The organism is Sorangium sp. So ce1504 (assembly GCF_051521635.1).
Classification (GTDB): Bacteria; Myxococcota_A; Polyangia; order Polyangiales; family Polyangiaceae; genus Sorangium; species Sorangium cellulosum_B.
The window spans coordinates 7889019-7903460 of the sequence record NZ_CP150365.1; the positions used below are offsets into that span (position 1 = coordinate 7889019).

The following is a 14442-nucleotide window of genomic DNA, read 5'->3' on the forward strand; positions in this document are numbered from 1 at the left end:
CAAGCGCTGCCCGACACGACTCGGCAGGGCTGATTTCGCTCCGGCTGGCCTCGCTCAGGCCGCCCACCCTGCCTGGGTCACTCCCGCAGCTTCTGCCCGCGCCCGGTCTTCGCCTGCAGCTCGTCGATGCGCTTCGAGGCCTCCGCCTTGGTCAGGTTCGCCTCGAAGTCCACGCCCGCCTCCTGGGAGAGCGTCTGGAGATACGAGGCCTGCGCTCCTGTCATCGGCTCGTCGCCCGTCTTCCACTGCTCGGGGTCCTTGCGCGTGTTCTCGACGCCGGCAGCCCCCTCCGCGCCGCCGGAGACGCCCACGGCGTCCCGCAAGTCGTCGATCTTCTCGGACGCCTCCGCCTTGGTCAGGTCGTCGGGGACCTCTTCGCCGTGCTGCTCTGCGAGCGTGTGCAGGTACGACGCCTGCGCGCCCGTCATCCGCTCGTCGCCCGTCTTCCAGTCGCGCGGATCCTTCTGGACGTTCGAGGGCCGCTGTTCGCCTGCTTGCCCCGCGGCCCTGGGATCGGCCGTCTGCTGGTCTCTTTTCGTGCTCATCTCCGGTTTCCTAATCCCGGGAGCGCGCGTGGCAAGCCCGCGAGGACGCCGCGCGATTCGTCGTCACGTCCCGCAGAACGAGCGCTTCAGCCTGCGGGAGCCGGGCGGGTCGAACGGATCGCGCGCGCCGTGAACGACGATCGTCGCGCCCCGAGCCAGGCTGAGGTAGCACTTCTCGAACACCACGTCTTCGCGGCGCGGGAGTGAGGAGGGATCGATGTCGAAAATCGCACTCGTTACAGGCGCGAACCAGGGCCTCGGTTACGCGATGGTGGCCCGTCTGTGCCAGGAGTTGCCGCCGGGCAGCACCGTGTACCTGGGGGCGCGGGATCCGGAGCGCGGCGAGGCGGCCGTGGCGCGCCTGCGCGAGCAAGGCCTGCAGCCGTCGCTGGCCCGGCTGGACGTGACCGACGACGCCAGCGTCCAGGCCCTGGCGGAGACGGTGGCGCGCCGTCACGGCGGGATAGATATCGTGCTCTCGAACGCGGCCGCGCGCATCGCGAAGGACCTGCCGCAGGCGGTCCAGGTCCGCACCTTCATCGACACGAACAACCACGGCACCTACCGGATGATCGGCGCCTTCGGGCACCTGCTGCGCGACGGCGGGCGGTTCCTCGTGGTCGCGAGCTCCTTCGGCTCCCTGGGTAAGCTGGATTCTCGGCTGCACCACCGCTTCGACCCCGCCACGCGATCTCTCGAGGACATCGAGCGCGTCATGGACGAGTACGTCGAGCTGGTCGAGCGCGGCGAAGCAGAGGTCCACCACTGGCCGGCGTGGATCAATATCCCATCCAAGGTCGCGCAGGTCGCCTCGATGAAGATCTATGCGCGCCAGCGGCAGGCCGAGGCCGCGCAGCGCGGGCTCACCATCGCCGCGCTCTGCCCCGGGCTCGTGGACACCGACGCGTCGCGCCCGTGGTTCGACGACATGTCGTCGGCGCAGTCGCCAGCGGATGCCGCAAAGAACGTCCTCTGGATCTGCACGCAACCCGCCGAGTCGACGCGCGCAGTTCATGGTGAGCTCGTGCAGCACCGACGGATAATTCCCTGGTTATGAGGCGACAGCGCTCCATCCTGGACCGGCGCTGCGCTCCATTCCGGATCGGCGCTGCGCTCCATTCCGGATCGGGCCCTCGCCTATCGCGGGTCGCCGGCGCGCGGCGCGGCCCCGTGACGCCTCCTTCGCCGTGGCTCCTGCCTGGCCCGCTTCCTGCGAAAGCCGTTCTCGCGAGGTAGAGGTCATGACGCACATCGAGCAACGCAGGGTCATCATCCATGAGGGCAGCGTGCCGGGCGGCGCCGCGGCGGTCCTCCACGCGGACGATCACGGGACCGGGGCGGCCGGTCTCGGGCGGTACGATCAGGGCTGGCGCGCCGGCAAGCCGGCCGAAGATCCAGAGAAGCTCAAGAGATGGGGCCGTGTCAGCGCGAAGCCGAGCGAGTACCTGATTCACATGCGGCGGGGTAGCCTCCGGCCCACCTCCGGTCAGGGCGCCTCGTGCTTCAAGCTCCCGGGCGACAGCGTCGCCATCGTGCCGACCACGGTCCAGAAGCTCCAGTTCACGGCCGACCAGGTCACCCTCGAGAAGGTCGGCGTGGAGATCACGGGGCTCGCCGTCTACCGCATCGCGGAGCCGCTCATCGCGTTCCGGATGCTGAACTTCTCGTTCCCGGAGCGCGCGCAGGAGAAGCTCGAGGCGCTCCTCGTGGACATGTTTGCCGGCGCCGCGCGCCGGCTGGTCGCGAACCTCTCCGTCGAGGAATGCCTGACGCGGCGGAAGGAAGGGCTCGCCAGCGAGCTGATACGAGAGATCGTGCCCGTCGTCTCCGGGCGCGGCAGCGCCGAGGACGCCACCGACAAGGGGTGGGGCGTCCTCATCGATACCATCGAGATCCAGGACGTGCGCATCCTCTCTCCGGCGGTGTTCGGCAACCTGCAGGCGCACTATCGCCAGGAGCAGGAGCGGAAGGCCAGGGAGGCGTCGCTGCTCACCGAGCGCGCGGTCCGGCAGGGCGAGGCCGAGGCGCAGCGCGCGATCGAGCTGACCAGGCTCTCCGCCGAGGTCGAGCTGCGCACGCGACGCCAGGAGACCAGCGAGAAGGCCCGGCTCGAGGAGCTCGCCTCCGAGGCGCGGCTGAAGGAGACGCGGCTGGCCCACGAGCAGCAGATCGCGGCGGTCACGCTGAGGGCCGAGATCGAGAAGACGACGCTCGAGGCGGAGGCGGAGGCGGCGCGCCACGCGGCGAAGATGGCCGCGAGCGCCCATGAGATCGACCTGCTCCGGCAGCGCGCGGCGATCGCGGGCGCGCGCCGGCTCGTGGCCGAGGCCGAGCTCGCCATCGCCGAGATCGAGGCGAAAAAGGCGCGCCTCACGCAGGAGATCGAGATCGACCGCGCGCGGGCGCTCCGGGAGATCGAGAACACCGTGTCGCCGGAGGTCATCCGGTTGACGGTCGCGCAGCAGATGCCGGCGCTCGCCGCCGCGTTCCAGCAGCGGATGGGAGAGGTGCACGTGACGGCCGTCGATGGGGCGAACCCGTTCGGATACATCGCGGCGGCCGTGGAGGGGGTGATGGGGCTGGCTCGCGCGGCAGGGCTCGAGGTGCCGTCGGCGCGCGCGCAGAAGGCGGAGCTGACCGAGGAGAGCGGGCTGGACAGCGGCCGGCGTTGAGCTCGTCCGCGCCGTCGTCCGGCGTTGGAGCCCACGCGATCACGCGTTGGTCTCCTTGACAAGGCGGGGTAACCGTCAGCTACGCTACCTTTCCACGATGAGCGGGGGCGGCACGACGGGGTGGGGTCGGAGTTCAAGGCGCTCGGCGCTGAGGCCGCGGTCAGCGGTGAAGGGTCTGATGACGCCGGGGGGACCGCGGTCGACGCGGATCGCGCGCCTACACGTAACACCGCGTAGACAGGTCGTGCATCACAGCTGGTTGTGACGTCGGGCGATGAACCCTCCAGACAAGAAACGGCGGATCCCGAGAGGAGCTGCGCACAATCATGGGTGAGACGATGCTGACGTTCCTGGGGTCGCAAATCCTCCACATACCATCTCTCATCGCCTACATCGCGGCGATCGCCCTCGCGTTCTATCGCTATCCAACGCAAGGCAAGCCGGCTCTCCTTGCGGGCTGCGGGTTCTTCTTGTTTGTCATGGGCTGGCTCATCAATGCTGCGCACATGTACTGGCAGATATCCAGTTATCGGAACGGTGGCGCAGCGCAAGGACTGGTCCCTGTTGCCTACCTGACCGGCCTCGTCTCTCACCTCCTGGAGCTGGTCGGGCTCGTCCTCGTGATGCTCGCATTGTTCGGCACCAGAAACAGCCCCGTGGGAGGCACCGAGTCGATGGACGCGCGAAACACGCGCACCTGAACGAGTCGCTGGACAGGCACGGCATCAGGCTGCTGTAGTCACCAGCCTGAAAGACAGCAGGATCTACCGATGATGACACCCCACGGCCCGCCGCGATCAGCTGGCGGAATGAGCAAGACCGCCGTCGCTTTCCTGTTCCTCTTCATCGGGCTCGTGGCGGGGTTCTTCGCCGGAATCGGAGCGACGAAGGCCGGCGCTGCGTTCCTCGAAGATCTCGCGTCCAGCGAGGCGCCTGCCGATCTGGTGCGCGCCCAGAGCTATGTGCGGCCCGGCTTCTCCTTCAAATACCCAGGGAACTGGAGAGTCGAGGCGGACTCCCCGGAGAATGATCCCGATCACCACGTGAACGTCGAGAGCCCCGGTTCGTGCATGACGATGATCTTCGTCTTTGACGTGCCGACCGATCCCGCAGACAACGTTCAAGCGCAGATCGACGGGTTCGTCCCCAAGTTGCTCTCTGCGCCTGCCCGCACGCCGTTTACCACATGGGGCAAGTACGCCGGACAAGGCATGCTCCTGAAAGGGAAGCTGCTGGGCGTGAGCGCGGGCTCAGTTCGAGTGTTTTCTCACGCGGACGACAAACGTTCGTTCATCGCGGTGGAGCAATGCTATGACGACGACATGAAGGACGCGAAGCCTGGCCTTGAGCTGGTGGAGTCTTCCTTCGACTTCTCACCTTGAGCCTGCGCCATGGCCCCCGGTCTGGGACCATTGTCTCGTGGGCAAAAAATCGCGGACCCAGATAGGCCGGCTTGCTCGCGAACCGTCGCGCGAGCTGCCCAGCAAGCGGCGGCGATCGACGCCGCTGCACGGCGCGGCTGAGGCGCAGGGCGTTCGGGAGGCGAGGTCGATGAACAAAACGATCAGGCTATACGACGCAGGCCTCGGCCTGCTCATCCCCTGCCCGAGCGGGGTCATCTACTCGAATCAGACCTGTGGGAACATTTGCATGCAGCCCGAGATCGAGGGCGTATTCGTTCCGCTGGACGCCGAAGACGGGTGGCGCTCCCTCGCGGCGCACTTCGAAGGACCGAAGTACATGGGCAGCGGCGCGATGCTAGGACTCGACCAGGAGGACGCGGATGTCGTTGACCGCATCCTGCGCGAGTGTCGCATCGTTGGAATCGTGACCGACCGGGCACGTCTCGTAGACTCACACGAAGCGTGGGTGCACGCCGTGATAGAAGGCGAATCGGATTGGAGCCCTTTCACTGGGTTCGGACCGTACCCGCGTCCTGGGATTCTTACCTGGCCCAATTCCGATTGAGGGCCGCGCTCGTCGGGCGCGAGCTGCTCGGCGGCGAGCGCCGGGCATACCTTGTCCTCCGCAGTCTTCGGCTGTCCGCTCGGTGCCGCTCTCTCCGGCGCGTTCGTGCAGGTCCTCCCGCGCCTTGTCGCTTGCCACGGACGACCGCAAGAGGTACCTCGTCCCCATGCCCAAGGACGCCAGAGTCTTCGTGTTCGATCACGTCTCGGTCGGTGTCGAGAACCTCGAGCGTGCTGCGGAGTTCTACGACGCCTGTCTGGCGCCGCTCGGTTTCGTCCGGCTCTCGCAGAACGCCCGTAGCGTGGCGTACGGGCCCGAGGGATACGAAGCTGAGCCGCCCTTCGCCATCGTCGCGTCCGGTGCTGACGCGAAGGCACCCGGTCGAGGCTTCCACCTCGCCTTTGTGGCACCGAGCCGCGAGGCGGTCGATCGCTTCCATGCGGAGGCCCTCAGCAAGGGCGGTGTCGATGAAGGACCGCCCGGCGTTCGCGAGAACTACGATCCCGGCTACTACGCGTCGTTCGTTCGCGACCCCGACGGCCACCGGCTGGAGGCGGTGTTGCACGAACGTTGACCGTGCGGCCGTCGGCCGGCTCGATCGCCAACCTGCTGGGCGGGGGGCCCCGAGGCCGATCGAGGGTCCGCCCGGCTCGTGGCCGGTCCGGCCGCCGCGGCTCTCGGAGCGCCGGGCGGACGAGTTCGAGCTCGAGTCGTGATAGAAACAGACGAGAGGGGTCGCCATGCGCCGGATCATGTACGTGGAGAACAAGCGCGGCGGGCTCGATGGCGACGGTCGCATCGGCTGGGTCGAGCTCTCCCGATCGGGGCGGACGTACCATTACCGCGGTCGCCACCTGGCCAAGACGGGGAGCGGATACAAGTACAACTGCGTCGACGCGGAGACCCGGGAGGCGTACTGGGTCTCCGGCCCACGCAAGGACGGCGCCGACAGGCTCTACGGCGGCGTCGTCCAGATCGACGAGGACGCCAGGGTCGAGTACTGGACGCGGATCCGCGAGCGGCCCGACCTCGTGGAGCTCACCGAGTACCGCGCGGGCGCCTCGACGCGGACCGCCGGCGCCACGCGCCGCAACGACGAGCGGGTCCGGGGCCGCGCCCGGTCCCGTCCACGGCCGAGCGCATGATCGCGGGCGCAGCCGATGACGACGGGGTGGCGATGGCCGCGCGCCTCCTCCGCGCGTCGAGGGCCCGCCCTCCGGTGCCGCCGACGCCGATCCGCCTCGTCCTCCGACGTGACGGCCCCGGGCTCGCGCTGCAGCGCTCAATCGACCCGACCGACCGCCGAACCAGCCGCTGCGGCTCATTTCACGGGAGAGAATCATGTCGTCTGTCGTTCTCTTGGGCGATTCAATCTTCGACAATGGTTCGTATACCAACGGCGAGCCCGATGTCGCCTCGCACCTCCGCGCTCTCTTACCCTCCTGGCGAGTCACCCTGTGCGCGGTCGACGGTACGACCACCTCTGATATCGGACCCCAGCTCGATCGAATACCGAAGGACGCGACCCACGTCCTCCTCTCGCTCGGCGGAAACGACGCGCTCTCGAACGCCGACATTCTCGGACTGCCCGTCCGGTCGACGGCCGAGGCGCTGGACATATTCCGCGAACGCGTGGACGCGTTCGAGCAATCCTACTCGTGGGCGCTCGAGGCCGTCGTCGCGCTCGGACGACCCACGACCGTCTGCACGATCTATAACGGCAACCTCGCTCCCGGTGAGGCGGAGCGGGCTCGCATCGCCTTGATGACGTTCAATGACGTCATCCTTCGTCAAGCTTTCTCGCGCGCGCTCGACGTCGTCGACCTCCGCCTTGTCTGCTCGGAGGCGGCGGACTTCGCGAACGCCATCGAGCCGTCGGGCGCCGGCGGCTTGAAGATCGCACAGGCGCTCGTCCGCGCCCTGGGCGCCGCCGCAGTCCAGCAGCGAGCGACGACCGTGACCGCCGGCTAGAAAGCCCGTTGCGGCTGCGCGAGCCGACCGCCGTTTCGACTCGGCGCCGGTCAGAAGGATGTCATTTCAAACCCACCCCGACCGTCAAAGCGGACCATGAGCACGCGTGCCGTGCCGGGGCGCAGCGCCCGCACGAGCGTGCTCTGGGCTTCGCGTAGACAGCACAGTAGGTCCGGTTCCACCTGACCGTCACGCGCCTCGGCCCGCGCGATCCCGGTCCCGTCGCGGCGTCGCTCGATGCGAAGGAATACCTCGCCGTGTCGACTTCCCCGGATGATGCATCCACTGATGAGCGCGCGGTACGACTCCATCGAAACAACCGTCGCGCCACCTGGGTTCTCTTCTGTGGCAACCGAGAGCCAGCTTCGCTCACGCGCCGCGGAGTATCCATACGCCTCAGCACGAGATACTTCGTAGCCTGCTTCGCAGAGCTCCTGGCGGCTGTAGCACACCGCTACCTCCGACGGCGGCGGCCCCGACGTCAAGCACGAACCTATGGTGCAGATAGGGGCAGCGCGCACGAAGAACGCCCCGTCGCCCCACATGAAGTCCTCCGGCGGCTCCGGATGCGCCGGCGTCCACGTGCCAGGAGCAGCCACGGCGGAGGTTGCGAGGACTGCTCCATGGACGAGCGCCGAAACAACGACGGCGAGCGCACACGCGCCTGGTTTGAGGCCGAGCCCGGCGACTCGGGGTGCAGGCGGAGCGCTTGGAGGAACAGGCGAGGGGCTCCGATAGGGACCGCTCGCGCGAGGGGGCGACACGTCTTCCACCTCGTGCACGACACCTCGAGGCGTGCCGGGTTCCAGATCGGACGCGATCGGCCGGTCGTCAGGGGGAGATCCTCGACACGGGGCCCACCAGAAAGCTTCCTTCGCTGCTCGCGCGCGGCCGACACCATCCCACCCAGGCGCTACCACGACGCGTGGTTGCCAGGCGCAAGCGAAGCCGTCGGACGAAGCCGAACGTTACAGATGGCACCTCGAACTGGCTCATATGCTGCCGTGTGCGGTAGAACGTGGTAGCGTCGCACCACGACGATGCCGGTCCGGGATGCCTTCCATTGGACAGGAGGAACAAGACTTCCCGCAGCGAGCGGAGATCCGAGCCATGCGAACCACCTGGATCGTTCAGACGAACGTCGAGCCTGGATCGACATCCCCAGCCGCTCTGCGTCGTGCGTGTTCCACGGAGCAGCGGCCCTTCCATGAAGTCTCGGTCATTGCTGGTTCCGCGATGCTCCCTGAGCTGCCGCGTATCGACGGGCCGGTCGTCCTTCACGGTCGAACGACATTGATCCTGCGCGCCTTCGAGCACCCAAGATGGCGCCATGGAGTCTTCTTCGACCCCGCGCGATTTCAACATCGATCCTACGTGGCTGCGTACGGCGACCAGATGCTGAACGCCGATGCGCAGGTCATGTCATGGGAGAGGCTCCTCGGCGAGCCACGTGCTCCGAACGAGCTTGTTTTTCTGAAGCCGAACGACGACCTGAAGCACTTTACTGGACAAATTCTTCGCTTCTCGGAGTGCGTGACCCTGTTTCAAGCTCTACGAGGCGCAGCGAGGCCGGTGGAGCCCACGTCCGAGGTCGTCCTTGGCGAACCGCGTGAGATCGATGGAGAATGGCGGCTCTTCGTCGTAGACGGTGAGGTCGTGACAGGTAGCATGTACCGGCCGAGCGGGGATTTTCACCTCCCTCGCGAGCTGATCGACTTCGCGGAGAAAGCGGCCTCGCGATGGGCGCCGGCGAGCGTGTTTGTTCTCGACGTGGCGCGGGTCGACGGCGCGTGGAAGATTGTCGAGTGCAACTGCTTCAACGGAAGCCGTTTTTACTCGGCAGACGTGGAGCGCCTCGTACGAACCGTCTCCGAGCATCAGGAGCGGGCAACCTAGATCATGCCGCCCTCTGCCCAATCAGGCGCTGATGCCGAAGGGCGCGTCGCGCCCGCGGCGCACCGTCAGGTCGTCAGACTGGCATCGATGACCTGGTGAAGCCATGGCGTGGAAGACTCTGCTGGATGATGCCCGATGGAACCACCGAGACAACCCGGCCCGTGCCGACGAGCTCGTTGGGCGGGCCATTCGTTGCGCGGAGGCGGAGACCGAAGCAGCGGAGCGCGTGCGCGCCTTCGAGTCGATCGCCGATTACCTTGACGGCCGAGAGCGGTGGGCAGAGGCGTCCATGCTCTACGGCCGACTGATTGACCTGCTGCGAAAGAATCACGTCTCACCGGATGAGCTTGCGGCGCGGCTCGCGCGCCATGCCGAAATCGAGTCGAGCGCCGGCGGTCTGGAGTCTGCCGCGAAGCTGCTCGAAGAGGCGCTGAGTCTTTGGCGCCAGTCGTCACGAAGCACGCTGGAGCGGGGCGCTGCATGGTATGAACAGCTGGCCGAAGCGCGAGCGGCGGCGACGCACCCTATCGCCGCGTCCGTGGCGCGCAGCCGTGCGACCGAGCTGCGCATCGAGGCTTCCGGCAAGTACTACCAGCCCCGTGTGATGCGGCATGCGAGAAGCGACGGTACCGTCGAATACGCCGTCCACGATGTCTACTTCTCACTGTATGGCGACGTCGAAGGCTACACCCAGCACGCGCGCTCACCGCGGATGCCTTCCGTGGCCGCGCTCCAGAAGTGGCTGGAGGAGACGTTGCCGGTGGCGGCGACAGGTGTAGTGTGCGGCGATCTCGGCTACATGCACTACGCGCCCGATCTCGCGCAATGGCTTCGGCATATTCAGGAGGAACCTCTGGACTATGAACGCGATCCCGAGGATGAAGTCTAGCTAGCAGCTGGTGCGGACGGCGCGGCGCCCTGCAACACACCCGTGGTCGTTGGGAGCGCGGGGGCTCGTGCCAAGACGGGCCAGACCGGGAGGCGTGTGCCTGCGCGGGATCTGCTCTCGGTCGCCATCGCCGCCGCTGCACCCGCGAGATCCGCGATGGTCGCTGCGCTGGCAATGCGGGGGCGGATAGCTTAAGATCCATGTGGGCCGGCGACGCCGAGCCGAACGCGCGTGACACCAGGACCCGACGACGGGATCCAGCGATGGCAGACAAGAAGATCAAGACCGAACCCGAGTGGCTCTTGCTGCTCGGGCCGCACCGCTACCGAATGCTCCGCTACGGCAACACCGAACGTCCGTACACGGGGCAGTACTGGAACCACCACGGCACGGGCGTCTATCGATGCGCCGGCTGCGGCACCCAACTCTTTTCGTCGCAGACGAAATTCGACTCTGGGACCGGCTGGCCCAGCTTCAGCGCGGTCCTCGACGAGAAGCGGATCGAGCGCCGAGCCGACCGGAAGCATGGCCTCGATCGGGTGGAGGTCGTATGCGCGCGCTGTGATGGACATCTGGGGCACGTCTTCGACGACGGGCCAGCGCCGACGGGCGAGCGCTTCTGCATCAATTCCGCCTGCCTCGAGTTCGAGAGCGAATGACTCGCGAGACGGCGAGCGTCACGTCGACGCCGTGCCATGGCGGGGTGAGGCTAGAGGCACTCACCGACGATGCCAGAACAGGAAGCGAGGGGCCGGCCACTACCCGAGCAGCCATACCGCCGGGCTCTGCTCGACACGTTCGCCGGTAAGTGCCGCAGCGCTGTCGAGGATCTGGGTCCACGGCAACGCTGCGTACCCGGCACGGTGGGCGAGGTCGGCGCCGAGCGCAGCGACAAGCAGGGCGTGCGCGGAGGGCACGTTGTAACCCGCGGCATAGAGTGGGTTGAGCTCAAGGACCACCGGCTGGTCGTCTCGAGCGAAGGCCACGTCAGCCACGTAGTTCGCCGGGAGGTCGGCGGTGAGGAGAGCTGGGACGACGGCGCGAACCGCCCGCTGCACCACGTCGCTCCTGGCAGTGAGCTCATCGGCGAGGAGCCGGCGCGCGTCGTCGATGAGGACCTCGAAGGGGCCGTGGTAGCTGGCCATGAGGAGACGGCCACCCAGCACCGTCAGCCGCACTTCGAAGGGCACCCGGATGGCGTTGCGGTCGCCGGGCAGGGTGGCGAGCTCGATGCGCTCGAGGTCGAGGTGCTCGCGCAAGGCGAGGCCACCGACATCGAGAGCGACACGCAGGCGGCGGACCACCTCGAAGACCGTGGCCTCGATGTCCGCCTGGTTGCTGCCGTAGTAGAGCTCGGGGTTGGCGGACTTGGCCGACGAGTAGAAGCCGCGGACGAAGACCCCGGCGTGGGGATCGATCTCCGCATCGAAGAGGGCGCCGTAGATCGCCTCGGTCAACAGACGGCGCACGGCCGCGGGCGAGTCGATCGCGGCAGCGACGGCGGCGTCCACGGGCAGTAGCGCGGTGCGCGGCGTGGGGACACCGGCGTTCGTGAGGACCGAGTAGAATCGATCGAGCCCGAGGACCCGCTCCACATGCTCGGGGAGGTCGAGCACGCACGCGGCGCCGGCAGCGACCGCTCGAGCGAAGACGGAGTGGTATGGGGCGCGGGGTAGCATCGGCAGATCGATCCAGGACACACTGCCGCGGACCCCCTGCGGCGCGTCGAGCTGGGCGACGTCGCAGACCGCGAGGTCCCAGCCATGAAGGCGGGCGAGCTGGGCCCAGAACGCATGGCGACGCCGGATCATGGCCACGTTGCGGGGGTCGGCCTGGGCGTCGAAGGCACGGTGGAGGTCGGAGATGAGAGCGACGCGGGACACGGGTCAAGCATCGCACTTTTCCCTGGATCAGGACGACTCGGCGCCCCAGGTGACAGCGTCGCGTCCTCATTTGAGGACTCTTGTCCTGGTTTGGCTCGGGGCCTCGTAGGAGCGGTTCGGCTCGGCCGGAAGTAGAGCAGCCCGCGGCGACTAGCCGCGGCGCGGCGGCGGGCCTAGGAGACCCGCGCATGCCCGCAGCCACCCAGATCGGCATCCCCACGCTGGTGCGCATCAAGCCCGGGGCGCTCCCGCGCAGCGGGCTCTACCTCGCGCGGGCGGCGCGCCGCCACGTCCTGCTGCTCGCGAGCGCGGGGACGCCGGCCGCCATCGAGGCGGCGATGCGCGAGGGCCTGGACGCGCAGGCGATCGAGGTCGTGGCCCGGCGCGAGGTCGCCTCGGCCAGCGTCGAGGAGGCCTCGGCGCTCCTGCCCGCGCTCCCAACGCGCTGCGACGCGATCGTCGGGCTCGGCGGCGGCCGCGCCCTCGACACGGCCAAATACCTCGCGTCCCTCGCCCGGCTGCCGTTCCTCGCCGTGCCCACCTCGCTCTCGAACGACGGCTTCTGCAGCCCTTCGGCGAGCCTCACGGTGGGCGGCAGGCGCCGCTCGCTTCCGTGCGCGGTGCCGTTCGGCGTGGTGGTCGACACCGAGGTCTGCCTGCGCGCGCCGGAGGTCCTGTGGCTCTCCGGCGTGGGCGATCTCGCGGCCAAGGTCACCGCGGTCCATGACTGGAAGCTCGCGTTCCACGCGCGCGGCGAGCCGGTCAACGACTTCGCCGCCCTGCTCTCGGACGCGACCGTGTTCCAGTTCATGGCGCGCCCCCGGCGCGACCTCGAGGGCATGCGCCTGCTCGCGACGGCGCTCATGCTGAACGGCATCGCCATGGAGATCGCCGGGTCGTCCCGGCCGGCGAGCGGCAGCGAGCACCTCATCTCGCACGCGCTCGACCAGACCTCCGGCCGGCCGCGGCTCCACGGCCTGCAGGTAGGCACGGCCGCCTACGTGGTCAGCCAGCTCCAGGGGCGGGAGACGGACCTCATCGCCGCCGTCCTCGACGCGACGGGCTTCTGGGATGCGATCCGGGCAGACCCGTTCTCGCTCGACGAGTGGATCGAGGCGGTCCGCGTCGCGCCGGAGATCAAGCCCGGCTACTACACGGTCCTCTCCTCCCGCGACTGCGTATCCGAGGTCGAGGCGATCCTCCGGACCGATCCGCGCCTGAAGGGGTGCTTCGCCTGACCCGCCAGCCGCGCTCGGTCCGCGCCGGCGAGGAGGGGCGCCGCCACGGGCGGCGGGAGGTCCGCGCGCGGAGCTAAGGCCGACCGCGGGCGGGGGCGCCGTGGCCCTCCTGGAGGTGCCGCGCCAGCAGGCTGTCGCCGAAGTCGTCCTGGAGGTCGCGGAACACGGTGTGGATGTGATCGCCGCCGCGGTTGTCGTACTCGATGAGGTGGGTGGGGCCGTGGATCCGGTAGTAATGCGACTGCTTCGGCGCGGCGCCGCCCGCCCAGGCGAAGTGCAGGCGCTCCACGCCGGCGCGCGCGATGCGGTCGAGGTGCCCGTCGGCGACGTCGGCGGGGAAGTTGCGGGCATAGACCTCCAGGAGGCGCAGCAGCGCGGCGCGCTGGGCCGAGGTCATCTCGGCGGCGGGCAGGCCGTCGAAGCTCGCCAGCGCGGCCCGACGGGAGGCCTCGGTCACGAGGTCGGGCGGCGCCGCGGGGGCGATCACGGCGCGCTGACGCTGCGCGGGGGTGAGGGAGGCCAGGAACGCGCGGCCGAGATCCTCCTCGACCGCGAGCACGCGCAGGCCCTTCCGGGGACCCGAGGGCACCTCGGCCGGGTTGGCGCCCAGGAACGCCGGGGTGGTGGCAACGCCGCCTCCTGCAGCGGTGAAGTTGAGCGAGACGTGGTGTCCCTCGAAGCGAAAGCCCCACGGGGCCCGGGGCCCGGGCTGGCCGAAGAGGGCGAGGTGGTAACGGCCCGGGTCGCGGAACGCCGGGTTGCCCTCGATGCCCCCGAGGATGCCCTCGAGCAGCAGGACGCCCTCGAGCTTGCGGTAGCCCTCCGGGCTAAGGCCGGCCCGGAGCAGCGCGTGCGCCGCGCTGCGCTCGCCGCCATCCATGTCGCCGATCGCGAGGCCGGCGCGGCGGCGCGGGACGTAATGCCAGTCCTCGCGCTCGCCGCTCTGGAACGCGAGCAGCGCCCGGCCGCGCGCCTCGCCGTCGAGGCCGTCCAGGAAGGCACGCGCGGAGGCCGCGATCGCCTCGGCCGTGGCGCGTCCCGCAGCGCCGCCCGGCGGAGGCGCGGCGCCCGGAGGCCCCGCGGGCGCCGGAGGCTCGGGCGGGGCGGGCAGGGCGCCCTGCCCGGCGGCCTGCTGTGCCGGCGCGGACGGGCTGCCCGGCGCGGCGGCGGGCTCGCCGGCCGGGCCTTCCTGGGTTCGCATGCTGTTGCACGAGGTCGTCGTCACGAGCGCGAGCAGGATCGCGATCCACGAGCCCGGCCCGGACGGGCGGGCGCGGCGCGGCTGGCGCGCGCGCGGGGCCGCACCGGCCCGCGCGATCGTGCCGTCACCGGGGCTGGCGAGGCGATGTCCCGCGGATCGAGGTGTGGCGCTCACGTCTG

Annotated in this window: 17 protein-coding genes and 1 pseudogene; 12 read left to right on the forward strand and 6 right to left on the reverse strand. The window is 69.0% G+C overall.

The features are described from left to right. Window positions 1-77: 77 nt before the first annotated feature. The 3 genes and pseudogenes from WMF39_RS29580 to WMF39_RS29590 all read right to left on the reverse strand — a co-directional run bounded on the left by WMF39_RS29580 (window position 78) and on the right by WMF39_RS29590 (window position 731). A complete protein-coding gene (locus WMF39_RS29580; RefSeq protein WP_437748048.1) occupies window positions 78-323 on the reverse strand; it encodes a DUF3072 domain-containing protein in 246 nt (81 codons plus the stop codon). Further along, window positions 318-545, reverse strand: a pseudogene (locus WMF39_RS29585) (DUF3072 domain-containing protein); the annotation flags it as partial. The pseudogene WMF39_RS29585 and the gene WMF39_RS29580, both read right to left, overlap by 6 nt. 63 nt (window positions 546-608) lie before the next feature. Continuing rightward, window positions 609-731, reverse strand: coding sequence for a hypothetical protein (locus WMF39_RS29590; RefSeq protein WP_437739836.1), 123 nt, complete (start codon window positions 729-731; stop codon window positions 609-611). Window positions 732-762: 31 nt separating this feature from the next. On the opposite strand from WMF39_RS29590, the gene WMF39_RS29595 reads away from it, so the two are divergent. The 8 genes from WMF39_RS29595 to WMF39_RS29630 all read left to right on the forward strand — a co-directional run bounded on the left by WMF39_RS29595 (window position 763) and on the right by WMF39_RS29630 (window position 7156). Then, window positions 763-1602 (forward strand): SDR family NAD(P)-dependent oxidoreductase, encoded by an 840-nt coding sequence (locus WMF39_RS29595; RefSeq protein WP_437739837.1) that lies wholly within the window; start codon window positions 763-765, stop codon window positions 1600-1602. Between the two features lie 184 nt (window positions 1603-1786). Beyond that, the gene (locus tag WMF39_RS29600; RefSeq protein ID WP_437739838.1) at window positions 1787-3217 is read left to right on the forward strand and encodes an SPFH domain-containing protein; all 1431 of its coding nucleotides are present in this window, start codon (window positions 1787-1789) and stop codon (window positions 3215-3217) included. A gap of 326 nt (window positions 3218-3543) precedes the next feature. Continuing rightward, on the forward strand, window positions 3544-3918 hold the full coding sequence (locus WMF39_RS29605; RefSeq protein ID WP_437739839.1) for a hypothetical protein: 375 nt from the start codon (window positions 3544-3546) through the stop codon (window positions 3916-3918). 108 nt (window positions 3919-4026) lie between these two features. Further along, window positions 4027-4599, forward strand: coding sequence for a hypothetical protein (locus WMF39_RS29610; RefSeq protein WP_437739840.1), 573 nt, complete (start codon window positions 4027-4029; stop codon window positions 4597-4599). Window positions 4600-4768: 169 nt separating this feature from the next. After that, on the forward strand, window positions 4769-5185 hold the full coding sequence (locus tag WMF39_RS29615) for a DUF6210 family protein (protein WP_437739841.1): 417 nt from the start codon (window positions 4769-4771) through the stop codon (window positions 5183-5185). Between the two features lie 166 nt (window positions 5186-5351). Then, entirely contained in the window at window positions 5352-5759 is a 408-nt protein-coding gene (locus WMF39_RS29620; RefSeq protein ID WP_437739842.1) for a VOC family protein, read from the forward strand. Window positions 5760-5925: 166 nt separating this feature from the next. Next, window positions 5926-6330 (forward strand): 1-deoxy-D-xylulose-5-phosphate synthase, encoded by a 405-nt coding sequence (locus tag WMF39_RS29625; RefSeq protein WP_437739843.1) that lies wholly within the window; start codon window positions 5926-5928, stop codon window positions 6328-6330. Between the two features lie 196 nt (window positions 6331-6526). Further along, a complete protein-coding gene (locus WMF39_RS29630; protein WP_437739844.1) occupies window positions 6527-7156 on the forward strand; it encodes an SGNH/GDSL hydrolase family protein in 630 nt (209 codons plus the stop codon). A 50-nt stretch (window positions 7157-7206) separates the two neighbouring features. On the opposite strand, the gene WMF39_RS29635 is transcribed toward WMF39_RS29630, so the two are convergent. Next, on the reverse strand, window positions 7207-7467 hold the full coding sequence (locus WMF39_RS29635) for a hypothetical protein (RefSeq protein ID WP_437739845.1): 261 nt from the start codon (window positions 7465-7467) through the stop codon (window positions 7207-7209). 799 nt (window positions 7468-8266) lie between these two features. Here WMF39_RS29635 and WMF39_RS29640 point away from each other — a divergent pair. The 3 genes from WMF39_RS29640 (at window position 8267) to msrB (ending at window position 10600) form a co-directional block, all read left to right on the forward strand. Then, window positions 8267-9052, forward strand: coding sequence for an ATP-grasp domain-containing protein (locus WMF39_RS29640; protein ID WP_437739846.1), 786 nt, complete (start codon window positions 8267-8269; stop codon window positions 9050-9052). A gap of 103 nt (window positions 9053-9155) precedes the next feature. Further along, a complete protein-coding gene (locus WMF39_RS29645; protein ID WP_437739847.1) occupies window positions 9156-9941 on the forward strand; it encodes a hypothetical protein in 786 nt (261 codons plus the stop codon). 263 nt (window positions 9942-10204) lie between these two features. Then, complete coding sequence (msrB, locus tag WMF39_RS29650; protein ID WP_437739848.1) at window positions 10205-10600, forward strand: peptide-methionine (R)-S-oxide reductase MsrB; 396 nt, start codon at window positions 10205-10207, stop codon at window positions 10598-10600. A gap of 99 nt (window positions 10601-10699) precedes the next feature. On the opposite strand, the gene WMF39_RS29655 is transcribed toward msrB, so the two are convergent. Continuing rightward, a complete protein-coding gene (locus WMF39_RS29655; protein WP_437748049.1) occupies window positions 10700-11752 on the reverse strand; it encodes an ATP-grasp domain-containing protein in 1053 nt (350 codons plus the stop codon). 260 nt (window positions 11753-12012) lie between these two features. On the opposite strand from WMF39_RS29655, the gene WMF39_RS29660 reads away from it, so the two are divergent. Next, on the forward strand, window positions 12013-13062 hold the full coding sequence (locus WMF39_RS29660) for an iron-containing alcohol dehydrogenase family protein (RefSeq protein ID WP_437739849.1): 1050 nt from the start codon (window positions 12013-12015) through the stop codon (window positions 13060-13062). Between the two features lie 73 nt (window positions 13063-13135). Here WMF39_RS29660 and WMF39_RS29665 read toward each other — a convergent pair whose 3' ends face one another. Then, on the reverse strand, window positions 13136-14437 hold the full coding sequence (locus tag WMF39_RS29665) for a DUF3500 domain-containing protein (protein WP_437739850.1): 1302 nt from the start codon (window positions 14435-14437) through the stop codon (window positions 13136-13138). Between the last annotated feature and the right edge of the window lie 5 nt (window positions 14438-14442).